This window comes from Plantactinospora sp. BC1, assembly GCF_003030345.1.
Classification (GTDB): Bacteria; Actinomycetota; Actinomycetes; order Mycobacteriales; family Micromonosporaceae; genus Plantactinospora.
Genome location: NZ_CP028158.1, coordinates 2773931 through 2792367, shown reverse-complemented (window position 1 = coordinate 2792367; position 18437 = coordinate 2773931). Strand labels below are relative to the sequence as shown.

Genomic DNA, 18437 nt, shown 5'->3' with positions numbered 1-18437 from the left:
CCGGGTCCGACAGCGGCGTGCCGGCTCGGCGGGGGCGACGGCCACGGCCCGTCCCCAGGGCCGCTCCGGCGGCCTCAGTCCTCGTCCTCTTCCGGGTCCTGGTTGGCCTCGACGCCGAGCACGAACGCCTGCATCGCCAGCTCGTCGTCCGACGGCGCGACGAACGCCGGCAGCTCGCGCGGGCCCAGCTCCTGGACGTACGCCCAGAACAGCCGGACCGCCTCGGCCGGTGACCCCGCCTCGATCGGCAGGTCGAGGCTGACCAGGTAGTTCCGGCGCTCCGGCGCCGGGCCGACCCGCCCGGCCAGCTCCTGGAAGACCGCCGGGTCGACCGGGGTCACCGGGCCGTCGAGGGAGAGCCGGTCGGCCGGCACCGGCGCGTCGAAGACCTGCCGGGTGTACGTCACCGCGAGCGCCGCGCTCTCGCCCGGTCCGGACTGCGGATCGTCGGGGTCCCGCTCCCCGACACCGCCGACGGCGGTCACCCGGCCGAGTGCGACCACCAGTGGCGGCTGTTCGTCGCGCACCACCAGCACCGGGTCGCCGGGGCCGGGTCGGGGCCCACCGTTGAGCCCGGTCAGCTCCAGGGTGTCGTGGTGGAAGAGCCGCTCGGCCTCGTAGCGCTCGCCGGGGATGACCACTGCCCACGTCCCGGCCGAACCCGCTGCACTCATGCCGCTATCCCATCACGGCGGCGGCCGGCGGCTTCACGTGGCAGCCGTCGAGGTGGTCGTCGACCATGCCGGTCGCCTGCATCAGCGCGTACGCCGTGGTGGGGCCGACGAACCGGAAACCGCGCTTCCGGAGCGCCTTGGCCATCGCGGTCGACTCGGGGGTGATCGCCGGCACCTCGGCGAACGACCGGGGTCGGCCCGTCCGGGCGGCCGGGGCGAACGACCAGAGCAGGGCCGCCAGCCCGTCCGGCAGGTCGAGCGCGGCCCGCGCGTTGGCGATCGCCGCGTCGATCTTGGCCCGGTTCCGGACGATCCCGGCGTCGGCCATCAACCGGGCCACCTCCGCGTCGCCGTAGCCGGCCACGGTCGCCAGGTGGAACCCGTCGAAGGCGCGCCGGAACGCCGGCCGCTTCCGCAGGATGGTCAACCAGGAGAGCCCGGACTGGAACGCCTCCAGCGTCAGCCGCTCGTAGAGCGCGTCGTCGCCGTGCAGCGGCCGGCCCCACTCCTCGTCGTGGTAGACGGCATAGTCGGGGGTGCCCGCGCCCCAGCCGCAGCGGGCCAGTCCGTCGGCGCCAATCACCAGATCAGTCACGGCGTCAACGGTAGGCCAACCGCCCGACAACCTGCCGGTGAGCGGGCCGGGGACGGTTCCGCGGTGATCAGGGCAGTTGACCGCGTTCGACCAGCCGGGCGAACCGCTTCAGCGCCTGGGTGAGGCCGAACTTGGAGCCGGGCCAGAGCACCGGCCAGGCCATCCGGCCGGTCGGGCCGCCGGGCAGGTGGAACCACTCGTGCCAGACCACCTGGGTCCGGTCCTCGGCCATCTGGGTGCAGCGCAGCACCCCGGGACCGCGCAACAGGCGCCCGCAGTGCACCACCCGTACCTCGTACGGCGGGTCCAGCCGGACCACCCGCATCTCGTCCCGGAGTACCGCCGGTCCGACCGTGGTGACCGCCTCCACCAGGCTGCCCTCGCCGCCGTCCCCCTCGACCAGGCGGACCCGGGTGAACGGGATCCAGTCGCCCTGTCGTTCCCAGGCGGTCAGCGCGGCGAAGACCCGGGGCGCGGGGGCCGCCACGATGACCGTCGCGGTGACCTCCCCGGAGCCGGGTTCGGCCGCCGCCCGGAGCCCCTCGGTGCCGTCCGGATCGGCAGCGCCCGCATCGGCGGTGCTCACGCCCGCTCCGGCTGCTCCGCCGGCCCGGCCGTCCCCTCCGTCCGCACCGGCCGCTCGATCCGGCTGGTCGGCGTCCCGTCCGCCGCCCCGTCGGCCTCGACGGCGTCGGCCCGAACCGGCCGGGTCCGCTGGTCGTCGTCCGCCTCCCCGCTGCCGGGAGCGGCTCCGTCCCTGCTGCTCGGAACGACCTCGTCCCTGCTGCTCGGAACGACCTCGTCCCTGCTGGTCGGGACGGCTCCGTCCCTGCCGCCCAGAGCGGCCTCGTCGCCGCTGCCCGGCTCGGTCGGTCCGGCGTCACCGGCCGGTCGGGTCGGTGTGGTGGCCTCGGTCAGGTCGCCGTCCTCGGCCTCGATCACGGAGCCGCCCGCCCGGACCGGCCGGGTCGGCACCGGCTCGGCGTCGTCCGCCCGCTCCTCGGTCGCGGGCGCGGCTGCCGCCGTGGTGGGCTCGGGCCGGCTGGTGGAAGCGTCGAGGTCACCCTGCTGGGGCCCGGACGGCGCGCTCTCGGCCGGGCCGGACCGCCCGCCGGAGCTGCCCGTACCGGTTCCGCCGTTCTCGACCGGGCCGCCGACCGACGGCACCGGCGACGAGCGGACCGCGCTCCCGCCGGTCGTCGCCGAGGCCAGGGTACGGGCCGGGGAGCCGTCCAACCCGGCGTCCGGCGCGGCCGGGGCCGACCCGGCCGGTACGAGAGCCGCCTCCCGGGCCCGGCGGAGCACCTCGGCGTCCTCCAGCCGCCCCTCCCGCAGCGCGGTGACCTCCGCCTGGAGCACCCCGATCAGCTCGTCCTTGTAGCCGATGTCGTACGCGGTGCGGCGCAGTGCCTGGTCGACCTGGGCCATCCGGTAGCCCCGCAGTGCCAGGTCGAACCGGACCTGCCCGACGTCGGTCTCCAGCAGCGGCCGGTTGCCCGGTAGCGGCACCGCCCGTCCGTCCGGCTCGGCGGCGCCCAGCCCCGGATCGGAGCCGGTCACCAGCACCGTCACCCCGAAGACCACCGCCGCGACGGTCAGCGCCACGACCAAGAGGAGCAGAACCTGACCCATCCGCCGATGGTGGCATGGCGAGCCGGGCCGGGCGACCCCGCCACCCCGGTCATTCTTCGACGCACGTGAAACCCTGCCCCCCGGTGGGCCGGACAGCGGTCTCCGACGTGCCGCCGCCCCCGGCTGCCGGCCCCGACCGACGCGGCCGCCCGCACGGGTACCCCGAACCGCCGCCGACTAGCGTGATCAGCGCCGAGACGGTGGAGGAGGAGTGGATGGCGGACGCGCTTCGACTGGGGCGGCGCACGTTCGGGCCCGGAGACCTCGCCGTGATGGCGATCGTGAACCGGACTCCGGACTCGTTCTTCGACCGGGGCGTCACCTTCGCCGCGGACAGCGCGCTGCGGGCGGTGGAGCGGGCGGTGACCGAGGGTGCCGAGATCGTCGACATCGGCGGGGTGAAGGCCGGGCCCGGTGCCGAGGTGGACGTGGCCGAGGAGATCCGTCGTACCGTCGGCACCATCGCCGCCGTCCGGGCCGCCTTCCCGGAGGTGGTGATCTCGATCGACACCTGGCGGGCCGAGGTGGCCGTCGAGGCGGTCGCCGCCGGGGCGGACCTGCTCAACGACACCTGGTCCGGTGCCGACCCGGCGCTCGCCGAGGTGGCCGCCGCGACCGGGGTGGGGCTGGTCTGCTCGCACGCGGGCGGGTTGACGCCGCGTACCCGGCCGCACCGGGCGGCCTTCCCCGACCTGCTGGCCGACGTGCTGGACACGGTCACCGGGCTCGCCGAGCGGGCGGTCCGGCTCGGGGTACGCCGGGACGGCATCCTGATCGACCCGGCGCACGACTTCGGCAAGAACACCCGGCACTCGCTGGAGATCACCCGCCGGCTGGCCGAACTCACCGGAACCGGCTGGCCGGTGCTGGTGGCCCTGTCCAACAAGGACTTCGTCGGGGAGACCCTCGACCTGCCGGTGGACCAGCGGCTGGAGGGTACCCTCGCGGCCACCGCCGTCTCGGCCTGGCTGGGCGCCCGGGTGTTCCGGGCCCACCAGGTACGCCCGACCCGGCGGCTGCTGGACATGGTCGCCTCGATCCGCGGCGACCGCCCACCGGCGGTCTCCCGGCGCGGGCTGGCCTGAGCCCCGTCCCGGTCGGAGCTGGCGGCCGGCTCTCGTCAGGCCCCGCCCACCCGGTCCGGCGTCCGGCTCACTGGGTCCAGCGGAGGATGTTCTTCCGCCAGGCGTAGAGGATGCCGAGGGCGAGCACGGCGACGAAGACCGCCATCTCGATCACCGTGACGAGGCCGAACCCGGGCCGGTCGAAGACCACCGCCCAGGGGAAGAGGAAGACCGCCTCGACGGCGAAGAGCACGTAGAGGTAGGCGTAGACGTAGTAGCGGATCTGCATCTGTGCCCAGTCGCTGCCGACCGGATCGAGCCCGCACTCGTAGCTGGTCCGCTTGCCGGGCGGGTCGGCGGGGCGGGCCGGCCGGAGCACCCGATTGGCGGTGAACGCGCCGACGAAGACCAGTACGCTGGCGAGCAGCAGCAGTCCCAGCGTCGCGTACGACCCCAGGTATCCGGTCATGTGCGGCAGCCTACCGCCCGATGTCGGGTTTCTGCCCTGCGGAATTCGACGTCCGAACTTCGGTGATCTGGATAACGACACCACTTTCCGGGTGGGGCGAAACCAGGCCAATGCCACCATTACCGCGTCCCATGTGACGGACCTTGGGCAAGGATCACCTAACCACCGACGTAGGCTCTGCAGTGAAGGACTGGAGCGGGCCCGGCCCTCACCACCGCCAACCCGCCACCGGCGCTCAAGGAGGACATGTGGCCGAGCAAGGCGAGGTCACCCCTGAGCTCGGCCCGTCCGACCGGGCCGAGCGAAGCGAGGTGCAGCAGTGAGCAAGCAGGTCCAGCAACTGGATCGGGTGGTCATCCGGTTTGCGGGCGACTCCGGCGACGGCATGCAGCTCACCGGCGACCGATTCACCTCGGAAACCGCGCAACTGGGCAACGACATCTCGACGTTACCGAACTTCCCGGCGGAGATCCGCGCCCCCGCCGGCACCCTGCCCGGGGTGTCGAGCTTCCAGGTGCACTTCGCGGACTACGACATCCTGACCCCGGGCGACGCCCCCAACGTCCTGGTCGCGATGAACCCGGCCGCGCTGAAGGCCAACCTGGCCGACCTGCCGCGCGGGGCCGACATCATCGTCAACACCGACGAGTTCACCCGGCGCAACCTGGCCAAGGTGGGCTACCAGGCGAGCCCGCTCGACGACGGCTCGCTGGACGGCTACGTGCTGCACCCGGTGGCGCTGACCTCGATGACCGTCGGCGCGCTGGCCGAGCACGACGTCTCGAAGAAGGACGCCGAGCGGGCCAAGAACATGTTCGCGCTCGGCCTGCTCTCCTGGATGTACTCCCGGCCGTACGAGTCGACGATCCGGTTCCTGGAGCGGAAGTTCGCGGCCCGGCCGGAGCTGGTCGCGGCGAACACCGCGGCGTTCAAGGCCGGCTGGAACTTCGGCGAGACGACCGAGGACTTCGCGGTCCGTTACGAGGTCAAGCCGGCGAAGATGAACCCGGGGACCTACCGGAACATCACCGGCAACGCGGCCCTCTCGCTGGGGCTGGTCGCCGCCGGGGTCCGCTCCGGGCTGCCGGTCTTCCTCGGGGCGTACCCGATCACCCCGGCCTCGGACATCCTGCACGAGCTGAGCAAGCACAAGCGGTTCGGCGTGACCACGATGCAGGCCGAGGACGAGATCGCGGCGATCGGGGCGGCGCTCGGCGCGTCGTACGGCGGTGCGCTCGGCGTCACCACCACCTCCGGTCCGGGTGTCGCGCTGAAGGGCGAGACGATCTCCCTGGCGGTGGCCCTGGAGCTGCCGCTGGTCATCGTCGACGTGCAGCGGGCCGGCCCGTCCACCGGGATGCCGACCAAGACCGAGCAGGCCGACCTGAACATGGCGCTCTTCGGCCGGCACGGCGAGGCGCCGGTCGCGGTGGTCGCCCCGCGCTCGCCGTCCGACTGCTTCTTCGCCGCGCTGGAGGCGGCCCGGATCGCGCTGACCCACCGCACGCCGGTGATCCTGCTCTCGGACAACTACGTGGCGAACGGCTCCGAGCCGTGGCTGCTGCCGGACGTCGAGTCGCTGCCGGACCTGCGGGTCGAGTTCGCCACCGAGCCGAACGGCGAGGACGGCAAGAGCTTCCTGCCCTACCTGCGCGACCCGGCCACGCTGGCCCGGCCGTGGGCGATCCCCGGCACGCCGGGGCTGGAGCACCGGATCGGCGGCCTGGAGAAGGCCGACAAGACCGGTGACATCTCGTACGACCCGGCGAACCACGACTTCATGGTGCGGACCAGGGCGGCCCGGATCGAGGCGATCAGGGTGCCGGACGTCGAGGTGGAGACCGGGTCACCTAACGGCGTGGACTCGGACGCCCGGGTGCTGGTGCTCGGCTGGGGCTCGACGTACGGCCCGATCGGCGCGGCCTGCCGTGGCCTGCGTCAACGCGGCCTGCCGGTGGCCCAGGCGCACCTGCGGCACCTGGCGCCGCTGCCGGCCAACCTCGGCGAGGTGCTGGCCCGCTACGAGCGGGTGGTGATCCCGGAGATGAACCTCGGCCAGCTCGCCCACGTGATCCGGGCCCGCTACCTGGTCGACGCGATCGGATACAACCAGGTCCGGGGGCTGCCGTTCACCGCCACCGAGCTGGAGACCATGCTGGAAGAGGTCGTTAAGAATGCCTGAGCCCGTCGCCCTCAAGCTCACCACCAAGGACTTCAAGTCCGACCAGGAGGTGCGCTGGTGCCCCGGCTGCGGTGACTACGCGATCCTGGCCGCGGTCCAGTCGTTCATGCCGGAGTTGCAGATCCCCCGGGAGCGGATCGTCTTCGTCTCCGGCATCGGCTGCTCGTCGCGCTTCCCGTACTACATGAACACGTACGGGATGCACTCGATCCACGGTCGGGCCCCGGCGATCGCCACCGGGCTCTCGGTCTCCCGGCCGGACCTGTCGGTCTGGGTGGTCACCGGTGACGGCGACGCGCTGTCGATCGGCGGCAACCACCTGATCCACGCGCTGCGGCGGAACGTCAACCTCAAGATCCTGCTCTTCAACAACCGGATCTACGGGCTGACCAAGGGGCAGTACTCGCCCACCTCCGAGGTCGGCAAGATCACCAAGTCGACGCCGGTCGGCTCGGCGGACGCGCCGTTCAACCCGCTCTCGCTGGCCCTCGGTGCCGAGGCGACCTTCGTGGCCCGGACCATCGACTCGGACCGCAAGCACCTCCAGTCGGTGCTGCGGGCCGCTGCCGAGCACGAGGGCTCGGCGTTCGTGGAGATCTACCAGAACTGCAACATCTTCAACGACGGTGCCTTCGACGAGCTGAAGGAGCCGGCCACCCGGGACGACTACCTGATCCGGCTGGAGCACGGCCAGCCGATCACCTTCGGCTCGGCGGGTCAGTTCTGCGTCGTCCACCCGCCGGGTGGCTTCGGCCTGGAGGTCCGGGAGACCGCCTCGGTACCGGCGGACGAGATCGTGGTGCACGACGCCACGGTGACCGAGCCGGCGTACGCCTTCGCGCTCTCCCGGCTGCCGGGCTTCGCCCTGCGCAACACCCCGATCGGGATCTTCCGCAACGTCGACCGGCCGAGCTACGACGGTGTGGTGCAGGGGCAGCTCGAAGCGGCCCGGGCGAAGAGCACGGGTACCCCGGAGGAGCAGCTCGCCGGCCTGCTGAACAGCGGCGACACCTGGACGATCCTCTGACTCGTCCGACGTCCACGGCCCGTCGACCGGTGAGCACCGGCCGGCGGGCCTGAGTCGTCAGAACCGACGACGGGCGGGTCTGAGCCGCCGTCAGCGGTTCTGGTCGGCGACGGGGGCGCTGCCGCTGCTGGACCGGTCGTCGCGGACGTACACCAGCATGTCGCCGGTTTCGATGGCGGTGGCGGCCTGGTCGGAGAGCGAGACCACCTTGCCCCGCCGGACCAGCGCGATGACCAGCGCCTCCAGCCGGCGCGGCGAGACACCGACCTCGTCCCGGGTGGCCGAGCGCATCGCCAGCGCCATGCCCTGGCCGGGGGTGAGCAGGTCCTCGACGACGTCGATCAGCGGCGGGGCCGAGGTGGAGACGCCGAGCAGCCGGCCGGCGGTCGCCGACGAGACGATGACGTGGTGCGCCCCGCTCTGCCGCAGCAGCGGGGCGTTCTCCGCCTCGCGGGCGGCGGCGATGATCCGGACCTGGCCGGCGGTGAGCTGCCGTACGGTCAGCGTGACCAGTACGGAGACCTCGTCGCTGTCGGTCGCGATGATCACGGACTTCGCGTGTCGTACGTGCGCCTCGTTCAGCGTCGCCGACCGGGTGGCGTTGCCCTCGATCACCACCAGGCCGGCCGAGGTGGCCTGCCGGACGGCTGCCGGATTGCGTTCGACGACGAGGATCCGTTGCTTGTCGAAGCCGGTTTCGAGCAGTGCGGAGATCGCGCTACGGCCCTTGGTGCCGTAGCCGCAGATGATGACGTGGTCCTTCACTTGTCTCCTCCACCGCGTCAAGCGGAGGTTGGTGCGGTACTGCTCGGTCAGGACTTCCAGGGTGGTGCCGACCAGGATGATCAGGAAGAGCACCCGGGCCGGGGTGATCACCAGGACGTTGATCAGCCGGGCGCCCTCGGTCACCGGCGTGATGTCGCCGTATCCCGTGGTGGAGAGGGAGACCACCGCGTAGTAGAAGGAGTCGAGGAGGGTGACCCCGTCCTCGTTGACGTCACGGTAACCGTCGCGGTCCGCGTAGACCACCGCGACGATCAGCAGCACGAGGCCGATCGCGGCGGCGAGCCGCTGGCCCAGCGCCCGCAGTGGCCCCCGGCGGATGGCCGGAAAGTGGATCATCGCCCACCCCGCCTCATCGCCGCCCCCGCACGCACGCCCACAACATAGCCGGGATCATCGCACCGGGCTGGCCGGCTGCCCGGATCGGGGCCGGCAAGCCGGGTTGTGGCCGGCCGTCCCGCCATGCATCGAGCTGAAATTTTGGTTAGATACGTTGCGCTGGGTGCCTCCGAATTAGCACGCTGTGACGTCAGATGCGGTCATTCGCCCACCGAACCCCCGCGCCCCGCCGCTCCCCCCGTCGCCTGGAGGTGCCGTGACCACGCTGCCCGCAGTTCCCGACCTGGCCGCCGGGACGGTGCTCCAGCTTCGCCAGGAGGACTGGCGGTACGGCGGCCACCCGCTCCGGCTCCGGGTCGAGCAGGTCCGGCACGACATCTCACACTATTACCAGGACGAGTGGGTCTGGATCGTCGGCGAGCGGCTCGACCGCGACGGCAGGGCGCAGGGTCGGATCGAGGCGCTGGTCAGGGTCGCCGCCCTCGGAGAGCGCGGCTGAACCGAGCACGGACCGTACGGCGGAGCGTCCATGGTCGATCGACGGCTTGCGCCCGGCACCGCCGGTGTGAAAATTACCTTCCAGCGGCATGAGTGTGTCGGTATAAACCGCCGACGGGTGCCGCCGTGCCCCTCCCCTCCCCCGGGGGAGCCCAACGAAGGGACGCACCGGATGAAGCCATATCGGCTCGTGGCCGCCGGGCTGGCCGCAGCGCTGCTCGGTTCGCTCGCCGCCGCCCCGCCCGCGAACGCCACACCCACGAACGCCACACCCGCGACCGTCGTCACCGACCGCGCCGGCTGCGCGAGCGATCCCGCCACCCCGAAACGCCAGTTCCGGGCGATGTGGATCGCGAGCGTGGTCAACATCGACTGGCCGACCAGGGCGTCGTACACCGCGCCGGACCGGATCGCCGCCCAGCAGGCCGAGTACACCGGCTGGCTCGACCTGGCCCAGCGGCTGAACCACAACGCGGTGGTCGTGCAGGTCCGACCGACCGCCGACGCGTTCTGGCCCTCGCCGCACGAGCCGTGGTCGGAGTACCTGACCGGGGTGCGCGGCCAGGACCCCGGCTGGGACCCGCTGGCGTACCTGGTCGCCGAGTCGCACAAGCGGAACCTGGAGTTCCACGCCTGGTTCAACCCGTACCGGATCTCGATGCCGGACGGCGCCGGCGCCGACCTCGACAAGCTCGCCCCGGGCCACCCGGTCCGGGAGAACCCGGACTGGGCGGTCGCCTACCCGGTCAACGCGGCCGGCTCCCGGCTCTACTACAACCCGGGCATCCCGGAGGTACGCCGGTTCGTCCAGACCGCCATGCTCGACGCGGTCAAGCGGTACGACATCGACGGCGTGCACTTCGACGACTACTTCTACCCCTACCCGGCGGCCGGGCAGGACTTCGCCGACCAGGCCACCTTCGAGGAGTACGGTGCCGGCTTCGCCAGCAAGGCGGACTGGCGGCGGCACAACATCGACCTGCTGGTCCAGGAGATGGGTCAGCGGATCAAGGCGACCAAGCCGTGGGTGAAGTTCGGGGTCAGCCCGTTCGGCATCTGGCGGAACGCCTCGGCCGACCCGCTCGGCTCGCAGACCAACGGCACCCAGTCCTACGACGCCAACTTCGCCGACACCCGCAAGTGGGTCAAGGAGGAGTGGATCGACTACATCGTGCCGCAGGTCTACTGGAACATCGGCTTCGCGGTGGCCGACTACGCCAAGCTGGTGCCCTGGTGGTCGGATGTGGTCGCCGGGACCCGGGTGCAGCTCTACATCGGGCAGGCCGACTACAAGATCGCCGATCCGGCGCAGCCGGCGCCCTGGCAGGACCCGGCCGAGATGTCGAGGCACCTCACCTTCAACCGCGACCATCCGCAGGTCGCCGGCAACATCCACTTCAGCGCGGTGCAGGTCCGGGCCAACCGGCTCGGCGCCACCGACATCTACGCGGCCGAGCACTACTCCCGGCCGGCGCTGATCCCGACCATGCCGCACCTGGCCGCCAAGCCGCTGATGTTCCCGGTGCTGACCGGCGCCTCGCGGAAGGCGGGGGGCGTGCAACTGCGCTGGCGGCAGCCGGCGGACGGGCTCGGCCCGTTCGGCCGGGCCACCTCGTACGCGATCTACCGGTTCGACGGGATCGACCTCCCCGGCTCCTGCGGTTTCGCCGACGCCGGCAACCTGGTCGGCACCGTCCGGGCCGACGGCTCGGGCGTGCAGTCCTGGCTGGACGAGACCGCCGAGCCGGGACGGCGGTACAGCTACTACGTGACCGCGCTGGACCGGCTGGCCAACGAGAGCCAGCCCAGCCCGCCGTGGTTCGTACTCCGCTGAGCGGATCGGGCCGGCACTGACAGGCGAATGCTCCGGGGTACGGCACCTCGGAGCATTCGCCTGTTCTGGCGCCTGTCAACGAAAATAAAGGTCGGGTAGAGATCGGCGGGCGACGATGCCCCGAGACTGTCACCACATAGATCACCTACCGGTGACAGCTTCGCCCCGCCCGGGTCTCCCACGAGGGGGCCCTTCTATCCGGAGGTACGCGCCTTGTCCCGTCGCCTGCTCACGACCCTTGCCGCCGGTGCGTTCGCCGTTCTGGCGCTGCTCGGGTACGCCTCGCCCGCCGCCGCCGCGGTGACCCCCGAACAGAAGCTCGCCGTGCTGTCGAGCTGGACCCAGACCAGCGCCAGCAGCTACAACGCCTGGAACTCGGCCCGCACCAACCAGGCCGCCTGGGCCGAGTACGCCTTCAACTGGAGCACCGACTACTGCTCCTCCAGCCCGGACAACCCGCTCGGGTTCAACTTCGAACTCTCCTGCTACCGGCACGACTTCGGCTACCGCAACCACAAGGCCGTCGGCCAGTTCGACCCGAACAAGGCCCGGCTGGACAGCGCGTTCTACGAGGACCTGCGTCGGGTCTGCGCGACGTACAACGCCTTCGTCCGCCCGGCCTGCTACAGCCTGGCCTGGACGTACTACCAGGCCGTACGCGCGTTCGGCTCCGTGATCATCAGCCAGTCCGAGCTGGACAGGGCGGCGAAGCTCAAGGCCGACGGCGAGCGCCGGGCGGCCGCGGCCGCGGCCCGCTGACCTCCGCGTCCCCGCCGCACAGCTCGGCCCACTGAGCCGGTCGGGACCGGCGCCGATTGCCGTCGGCGCCGGTCCCGATGCCGTCCCGGGCCGGTTGCCGTCGGCGCCGGTCCCGACCAGGTTGTCCGGCGGAGCGGCTCAGATGGAGCGCCGGGCCAACGGTCGTCGACGCGCCCGGCCCGGCGACTGGGCCGTCCGGCGCAGGTTGTCGGACTGCCCCGACGGCGTGCCCGGCTCGGAAGCCCGGGCACCGGCGACCCCGGCGGACGCCGACGGCCCGGCGCGGTTGGCCAGGCTGCCGACCGGCCGCGCCCAGCTGAGCCGCTGGTTCGTCGGCCTGGCCCGGGCCGGTGGTGGCGGCGGATCGGCGGTCACGGCCGGCCGGGCCGGTGGCATCGGCGGCCCGGCGGACCGCACCGCGCCCACCGTGCCGGGACAGCGCCACCGGTGGCCGCACCGGCAGTACCGCCAGAGTCGGCGCCAGTCCCGGCGATGTCGTTCGGGTTTACTGCGTAACCAGCTCATCTCGCGACCCCCTCCGCGTTCGCTGTGCAGGCGGGGACCGCTCGTGCGGTGCCGGCTCCGAGCGGTCCCCGCGCGGGTACCGCTCTCCCCCCAGGAAACGACCCCGGAGCGGTCCCGTCGGTGACAGTCTGGTGTAGAGGCAAATACTGTGGACGACGATCCGGAACCTTTGCGCAGTTGGGCCGCGGCGAACGCGTAGTGCTGAGTGGGCCGCGTAGATACCGACACATTTCGAGTGGAGGGTGCGTAATGGGCGCGGCGGTGGACCTGCTGGTCGAGGAGTTGATCGAGGCGCGGACGTCCCGGGCGATGACCCAGGAGGAGTGGGCACGTACCGTCAAGTTCTCTCCGACGCACGTCAGCTCGGTGGAGACGCGGCACCGGCCACCGACCGGCGAGTACGTGGCGGCGGTGGACCGGGCGTTCCAGACCGGGGGCGCGTACACCCGGCTCCTGGTCCGGCTCGCCAGTTTCGACAGCGCGCCGATCTGGCTGCGGGACTGGATCGAGATCGAGCGGGAGGCGATACTGTTGCGCTGGTTCGAGCCGGCGTACGTGCCCGGGTTGTTGCAGACCGAGGCGTACGCCCGGGCGACCCTGGCCGGCGGCCGGTTCACCGCCGAGGAGATCGACCGGCACGTCGCCTCCCGGCTGGCCCGGCAGGCGATCCTCAACCGGGACGTCCCGCCGCAGCTCATCGCGGTGATCGACGAGGCGGTACTGCGCCGGCCGGCCCCCGGGCACCCCGGGCTGATGCGCGAGCAGGTCGAACGGATCGTCGCGCTCGCCGAACTGGACCACGTCCAGGTGCAGGTCGTGCCGGCGAGCACCGGGATCTATCTCGGACTGGCCGGGCAGTTCATCGTCGCGGAGATGCCGGACGACAGCCGGGTCGGATACGCCGACAATCAGCTCAAGGCACAGATCGTGGATCAACCGGGTGAAATTGTTAGACTCGTGCGAATGTGGGAAGTCGTGCGCAACTATGCCCTTCCCCTCAAACAGTCACTCGAATTGATCAAGGAAGTGTCAAAGATATGGACCTAACTCGGGCGCTGTGGCACAAGTCGACCCGGTCCGGTGGCAACGGTGGTGCGTGCGTCGAGGTGGCGGACAATCTGTCGGAGGTGGTCGCCGTCCGGGACAGCAAGGATCCGACCGGTCCGGTCCTGGCGTTCCGCCCCGAGTCCTGGCGGATATTCGTCGATCTCGCCAAGGCCCGCTGACCGCAGCACCGCTCCGATGCTCCCGCACCCGCCCGGGTACGGGAGCATCGCCGTCTTCGCCACCCGCCCCCGGCTGCCCGACCTCGGCAGGGCCGGCCGGTGCGGTGCCGGTGCGCCCGCTTCAGCGCTCGGCCTCCCGGGGCGAGTCGACACTCTCCCGGGGCCGTGGCCGCTGCGCCGGGGTCTCCACGTGGGAGAACCGGATCGAGCCGGCCGCCAGGTCGGGATGGTCGACCTCCAGGGCCACCGCCGCCGCCTCCTCAAGGGTCAGTTCGGCCCCGGCCGCGTACGCGGTGTCGAAGGCCGCGTCCCCCATCACGTTCCGCAGCGCGGTCTGCTCCTGGAGCCAGTACGCCCCGAAGGTGCCGGGGGTGCAGCGCATCGCCGAGCGGGTGAGCTGGGCCGCGCCGAAGAGCCGCGCCGCCGACCTCGGGTCCCCGCCACCGGCACAGCGCACCGCGATCGCGTTGACCGTGTCGCACGCCCTGGCCAGATAGCCGTAGCTCATCCGGGACCGCAGCGCGACGACCAGGTGGTCGTGCGCGGCGACGAGATCACCCCGGGCCAGCGCCACCATCCCGAGCAGCATGTCGACGGAGCGCTTGCCGCGCTCGGTCGGCCGGCTCGCCTCCACCGGCCGGGCCGCGCCGAGCAGCTCGGCCGCCTCGTCCAGGGCACCCCGACGCCAGAGCAGCTCCGCCAGGCTGTAGACGGCGAGCAGCGCCTCACCGGCCACGCCCTCCGTCTCGGCCTCGGCGATCACCTCCCGGCACACCCGCTCGGCCTCGGCGAACTGTCCCATGTCGATCAGCGGCGCGGCCCGGCCGGCGAGTACCCGGATCAGCAGGCCCGCGTCGCCGGCCTGCCGGGCGGCCGACTCGGCCCGCTGCGAGAAGCGCAGCTCCTCGGCGAACTCACCGTCCGCGCCGGCATGCTGCGAGTGCATGTGGTACGCCGCCGCCAGCTCCGCCTCGGGAATCTGCTCGCCGGTCTCGGCGATCCGGCCGTAGAGCCGGAACAGCCAGAGCCGCCCCTCCCGGGCCAGCCCCCGCTCCCGCCACCACTCGTCCAACCCGCTGGCGAGTTGCAGCCCCTGCCGGGCGCTGCCGCCGGTGACCGTCCAGCGCAGTGCGGCCCGCAGCTCGTCGGCGAGCGGGTCGAGCGCGTAGAGCGAGAGGGTGACCGGCCGGTCGTCCGGACCCAGGTAGGCCCGCTGCAAGGCGTGCAGCGACCAGGCCACGTGCCGGTCCCGGGCGGTCTGCTCCTCCCCCGCGTCGACCAGCCGACGCGCCGCGTACGCCCGGATCGGGTCGAGCATCCGGTAGGTGCTGCCGGAGACGTTCGGCTCGGCCTGGATCATCGACTTGTCCACCAGCACCGAGAGCGGGTCGAGCGGATCGTCGTTGAGCAGCCACTCGACGGTGGCCAGGTCGACCGGGCCGGAGAAGACCGCCAGCCAGCGCAGCAGCCGGGCCGCCCGGGGACCGAGCGTCCGGTACGACCAGGTGACCGTGGCCTGCATGGTCACGTGCCGCTGGGTGGCCGAACGCTGCACCGCGCGGGCGCCGACGGGTGGCGCCACCCCCCGGGCCGCCGCCGCCAGGTCCACGGTGTCCTGCTGGTTCGCCGACCAGCTCCGGGCCGCCGCCGGGGTGGGTTCCACGTCGTCCCGGCCCGCGTCCAGGGCACCGAGTACGTCGTCCAGCCGCTCGGCGAGCTGGCTGGCGGAGAGTACCCGCAGCCGGGCGGCGGCCAGCTCGATCGCCAGCGGCAGCCCGTCCAGCCGGGTCACCACCCGTTGCAGGTCGGCCGACTCGGCCGGCCCGGACCGCCGCCCGCCCCGGGCCGCCGCCGTCCGGTCGAGCAGCAGGGTCACCGCCTCGCTCGGACCGCCGCCCGGTGCCGGGTCGACGGAGAGCGGTGGGATGCGCCAGATCACCTCGCCGGGCAGCCCCAGCGACTCCCGGCTGGTGGCGAGCACGCGTACGCCGCTGCCGCCGGCGAGCAGTCGCGAGATCACCTCGGCGCAGGCGGCCGGCTGGGCGTCGCAGGTGTCGAGCACGACCAGCATCCGCCGGGACGCGGCGAACTCGACAAGCGTCTCCAGCATCGGCCGGCCCGGCTCCGGCCGCAGCCCGAGGACCGCGGCGACCGCGAAAGCGACCAGCCCGGGATCGGTCACGGTGGCGATGTCGACGAACCAGACCCCGTCCGGGTACGACTCGACCACGCCGCCGGCCAGCTCGACCGCCAGCCGGGTCTTGCCGGCCCCACCGGCGCCGACCACCGTCACCAGCCGGTGCGAGTCGATGAGCTGGTCCAACTCCTCCCGCTCGGCCTGCCGGCCGACGAACGAGGTGACCTGGGTCGGCAGGTTGTGCGGGATCGCGTCGGCCGTACGCGGACGGGGGAACTGGCGCTCCAGCCCGGGGGCGACGAGCTGGAAGAGCCGCTCCCGGTCGTCGAAGCCGCGCAGCCGGTGCAGACCGAGGTCGAGCAGGGAGGCACCCGGCGGCAGCGGTGCGGCGTGCTTGGCGGTCGCACCGGAGCAGAGCACCTGGCCGCCGTGCGCGGCGGCGGCGATCCGGGCGGCCCGGTGCACCTCGGCACTGGCGTACTCCCCGTCGCGCGGCTCGGCGTGCCCGGTGTGCAGTCCCATCCGGACCCGTGGGGTGGCCTCCGGCGTCGGCCACTCGTGGTTGTTCAGCGCACGCTGCGCGGCCAGCGAGGCGTCGAGCGCGGACGAGGCGTCGGCGAACGCGACGAAGAACGAGTCGCCCTCGGTGAAGAGTTCGGTCCCGTCACTGGCGGCCAGGGTCGCGCGCAGCAGGCGCCGGTGCTCGCTCAGCACCGGCCGGTAGCCCGGCCCGAGCATCTGGGCCAGCCGCGTGGAGCCCTCGATGTCGGTGAACATGAATGTCACCAACCCGCTCGGCAGGTGGATCCGTGCTGACATGCCTGGAACCTCCCGCCCCCTGGAAGTCGCGTTCATGCTGCCGCATATTTACGGGTTGGCCCATCGTAGAAACGGACGGCGCGACCCCGTACCAAGGTGCTAACCGGGGACTGTGCCACGAAACCGACATCACGGTCGCGAACTGTCCTCACTGTCCGGAACGGGAGGGGGCCAGGTCCGGACAGCCGGGCTACGGCCTCAGCAGCCGCAACTCCCGCCGCAGCAGCCGCCGCCGCCGGGGGCCATCGGCGCCGGGGCGGAACCGCCCGCGCCGCGACCGGTGAAGGCGACCGTCGACAGTAGCTTGACCGTGTCGTCGTGCCCGCGAGGGCAGGACGCCGGAGCCGAGGCCTCGGCCATCGGCCGGTTCATCTCGAAGGTGTCACCGCAGGCGCGGCAACGGAACTCGTACCGGGGCATACCAACAGCGTACGGCCAGACCTGACGTTCGACGTTGGATGGGTAATACTCGACGGGTGGCGGAGCGCGAGGAGACTTCTACGACTCGACCACTGCGACCCGCGGCGCCGGTCTTCGACGGGCCGCTGGCCAGTTCGGGTGCCGCCCCGGATCAGGACTTCGATCCACCATCGGTCGCCGTGCCGCGCCCGCGCGCCGAGGCCGAACCCGTCCCGCCCGCCGAGCCGGAGCCGAAGCCGACCGCCGAAACCGAGCCGACGCCGCCCGCCGAGGCCGAGCCGGCCGCCGAGACGGAGCCGAAGGCGACCACCGAGCCGGAGCCGGCCGCCGAGGCCGAGCCGCAGCCCGCCGCCGAGGCGAAGCCCGACGCCACCGCGACCAGCGCGACGGCGGCGAGCACCGCCGGCACGACCACGGCGGCGGCCACTCCGCCCATCCCGGCGGGCAAGTCGGGCGAGACGGTCATCGACCTCGACGTACCCGTGACCGCGCCGGCCGGGCGGAACCGGCGGATCCGGGTCCGGTTCGCGCACGCGGTCTCCCGCTGGCCGTCCCCCGGGGCGGTACGCGCCTGGTCGAAGCGGCCGAGTGGCCGGCTCACCCTGCCGGCGCTGCTGCTCTTCGCCCTGGTGGCCACGACCGGCGCCGCGGGAGCGTTCCTGATCCCGGCCACCGCGCGGCAGGCCCGGCCGGTCGACGCGGGTGCCGCCACGAGCCTGCCGCCGCCCTCGCCGACCGTACCCGGGTTCCCCGTCGACCCCGGCGGGCTGCCCTCGGGGCTGCCGAGCCCACCGGCTTTCGGCACGCCGAGCGTGCCGGCACCGCCCTGGAACGCGACCGGCGGGCGCCCCTCCGACGTACTCGCCGGCTGGGCCGGGCAGATCGGGCCCCGGGTCCAGATCTCCACGACCGCGCTCCAGGCGTACGGCTACGCCGAGCTGCGGGTCGGTCAGACGACGCCCGGCTGCCAGCTCCGCTGGACCACGCTGGCCGCGATCGGCCAGGTGGAATCCGCACACGGGCGGGCGAACGGGGCGGTCCTCGGCGCGAACGGGATCGCCGCGCCGGAGATCATCGGCCTGCCGCTGGACGGCAACGGCGGCCGGATGCGGATCATGGACACCGAGGACGGCCGGCTCGACCGGGACGCCACCTACGACCGCGCGGTCGGACCGATGCAGTTCATCCCGACCACCTGGGAGGAGATCGGGGCCGACGCCGACGGCGACGGGGTGGAGAACCCGCACAGCATCGACGACGCGGCTCTGGCGGCCGGTAACTATCTGTGCAAGGGAGGCCGCAACCTGTCGGTCGCCTCGGACTGGTGGAGCGCCATCCTTTCCTACAATGACGTGCGGCCATATGCCCAAGAGGTGTTCAACATGGCCAACAAGTACGGCACAGACAGTAGGACTTAGCGTAATGTCCTCGACACATTGACGAACTGGGCACTT

The 18437-nt window shown here is 72.5% G+C and carries 17 protein-coding genes and 1 pseudogene; 9 read left to right on the top strand and 9 right to left on the bottom strand.

The window, feature by feature from the left end; all coding sequences use genetic code 11:
- Positions 1–74 precede the first annotated feature (74 nt).
- The 4 genes and pseudogenes from C6361_RS11900 to C6361_RS11885 form a co-directional block, all read right to left on the bottom strand.
- Positions 75–674, bottom strand: coding sequence for a hypothetical protein (locus C6361_RS11900; protein ID WP_107257678.1), 600 nt, complete (start codon positions 672–674; stop codon positions 75–77).
- 4 nt (positions 675–678) lie between these two features.
- On the bottom strand, positions 679–1269 hold the full coding sequence (locus C6361_RS11895; protein ID WP_107257677.1) for a DNA-3-methyladenine glycosylase I: 591 nt from the start codon (positions 1267–1269) through the stop codon (positions 679–681).
- A 67-nt stretch (positions 1270–1336) separates the two neighbouring features.
- Positions 1337–1855, bottom strand: a complete 519-nt coding sequence (locus C6361_RS11890; protein WP_107267779.1) for an SRPBCC family protein — start codon at positions 1853–1855, stop codon at positions 1337–1339.
- 644 nt (positions 1856–2499) lie between these two features.
- Positions 2500–2901: pseudogene (locus C6361_RS11885) on the bottom strand (DivIVA domain-containing protein); the annotation flags it as partial.
- A gap of 215 nt (positions 2902–3116) precedes the next feature.
- Here C6361_RS11885 and folP point away from each other — a divergent pair.
- Positions 3117–3986 carry a dihydropteroate synthase gene (folP, locus tag C6361_RS11880; RefSeq protein ID WP_107270898.1) on the top strand — a complete coding sequence of 290 codons (870 nt, stop codon included), beginning with the start codon at positions 3117–3119 and terminating at the stop codon, positions 3984–3986.
- A gap of 67 nt (positions 3987–4053) precedes the next feature.
- Here folP and ndhC read toward each other — a convergent pair whose 3' ends face one another.
- Positions 4054–4434, bottom strand: coding sequence for an NADH-quinone oxidoreductase subunit A (ndhC, locus tag C6361_RS11875; RefSeq protein WP_107257675.1), 381 nt, complete (start codon positions 4432–4434; stop codon positions 4054–4056).
- A gap of 385 nt (positions 4435–4819) precedes the next feature.
- On the opposite strand from ndhC, the gene C6361_RS11870 reads away from it, so the two are divergent.
- On the top strand, positions 4820–6616 hold the full coding sequence (locus C6361_RS11870; protein WP_369931421.1) for a 2-oxoacid:acceptor oxidoreductase subunit alpha: 1797 nt from the start codon (positions 4820–4822) through the stop codon (positions 6614–6616).
- Entirely contained in the window at positions 6609–7643 is a 1035-nt protein-coding gene (locus tag C6361_RS11865; RefSeq protein ID WP_107257673.1) for a 2-oxoacid:ferredoxin oxidoreductase subunit beta, read from the top strand. Before C6361_RS11870 ends, C6361_RS11865 begins: the two co-directional genes overlap by 8 nt.
- A gap of 90 nt (positions 7644–7733) precedes the next feature.
- On the opposite strand, the gene C6361_RS11860 is transcribed toward C6361_RS11865, so the two are convergent.
- Positions 7734–8765, bottom strand: coding sequence for a TrkA family potassium uptake protein (locus tag C6361_RS11860; protein ID WP_107267777.1), 1032 nt, complete (start codon positions 8763–8765; stop codon positions 7734–7736).
- A gap of 256 nt (positions 8766–9021) precedes the next feature.
- On the opposite strand from C6361_RS11860, the gene C6361_RS11855 reads away from it, so the two are divergent.
- The 3 genes from C6361_RS11855 (at position 9022) to C6361_RS11845 (ending at position 11856) form a co-directional block, all read left to right on the top strand.
- Positions 9022–9264 carry a hypothetical protein gene (locus tag C6361_RS11855; RefSeq protein WP_107257671.1) on the top strand — a complete coding sequence of 81 codons (243 nt, stop codon included), beginning with the start codon at positions 9022–9024 and terminating at the stop codon, positions 9262–9264.
- A 171-nt stretch (positions 9265–9435) separates the two neighbouring features.
- Positions 9436–11097, top strand: a complete 1662-nt coding sequence (locus C6361_RS11850; protein WP_107267776.1) for a glycoside hydrolase family 10 protein — start codon at positions 9436–9438, stop codon at positions 11095–11097.
- A 213-nt stretch (positions 11098–11310) separates the two neighbouring features.
- Positions 11311–11856 carry a phospholipase gene (locus C6361_RS11845; protein WP_107267775.1) on the top strand — a complete coding sequence of 182 codons (546 nt, stop codon included), beginning with the start codon at positions 11311–11313 and terminating at the stop codon, positions 11854–11856.
- A gap of 138 nt (positions 11857–11994) precedes the next feature.
- Here the strand turns inward: C6361_RS11845 and C6361_RS11840 are convergent, their stop codons facing one another.
- Positions 11995–12273 carry a hypothetical protein gene (locus C6361_RS11840; protein WP_159079299.1) on the bottom strand — a complete coding sequence of 93 codons (279 nt, stop codon included), beginning with the start codon at positions 12271–12273 and terminating at the stop codon, positions 11995–11997.
- 357 nt (positions 12274–12630) lie between these two features.
- Here C6361_RS11840 and C6361_RS11835 point away from each other — a divergent pair, with 357 nt between their 5' ends.
- The gene (locus C6361_RS11835) at positions 12631–13428 is read left to right on the top strand and encodes a helix-turn-helix transcriptional regulator (protein WP_107267773.1); all 798 of its coding nucleotides are present in this window, start codon (positions 12631–12633) and stop codon (positions 13426–13428) included.
- The gene (locus C6361_RS11830) at positions 13419–13607 is read left to right on the top strand and encodes a DUF397 domain-containing protein (protein WP_107257666.1); all 189 of its coding nucleotides are present in this window, start codon (positions 13419–13421) and stop codon (positions 13605–13607) included. Before C6361_RS11835 ends, C6361_RS11830 begins: the two co-directional genes overlap by 10 nt.
- A gap of 121 nt (positions 13608–13728) precedes the next feature.
- Here C6361_RS11830 and C6361_RS11825 read toward each other — a convergent pair whose 3' ends face one another.
- Positions 13729–16563 carry an adenylate/guanylate cyclase domain-containing protein gene (locus C6361_RS11825; RefSeq protein ID WP_107267772.1) on the bottom strand — a complete coding sequence of 945 codons (2835 nt, stop codon included), beginning with the start codon at positions 16561–16563 and terminating at the stop codon, positions 13729–13731.
- Positions 16564–16761: 198 nt separating this feature from the next.
- The gene (locus tag C6361_RS11820; RefSeq protein WP_107267771.1) at positions 16762–16983 is read right to left on the bottom strand and encodes a zinc ribbon domain-containing protein; all 222 of its coding nucleotides are present in this window, start codon (positions 16981–16983) and stop codon (positions 16762–16764) included.
- Positions 16984–17039: 56 nt separating this feature from the next.
- Here C6361_RS11820 and C6361_RS11815 point away from each other — a divergent pair, with 56 nt between their 5' ends.
- Entirely contained in the window at positions 17040–18401 is a 1362-nt protein-coding gene (locus C6361_RS11815; protein ID WP_107267770.1) for a lytic transglycosylase domain-containing protein, read from the top strand.
- Positions 18402–18437: the final 36 nt, after the last annotated feature.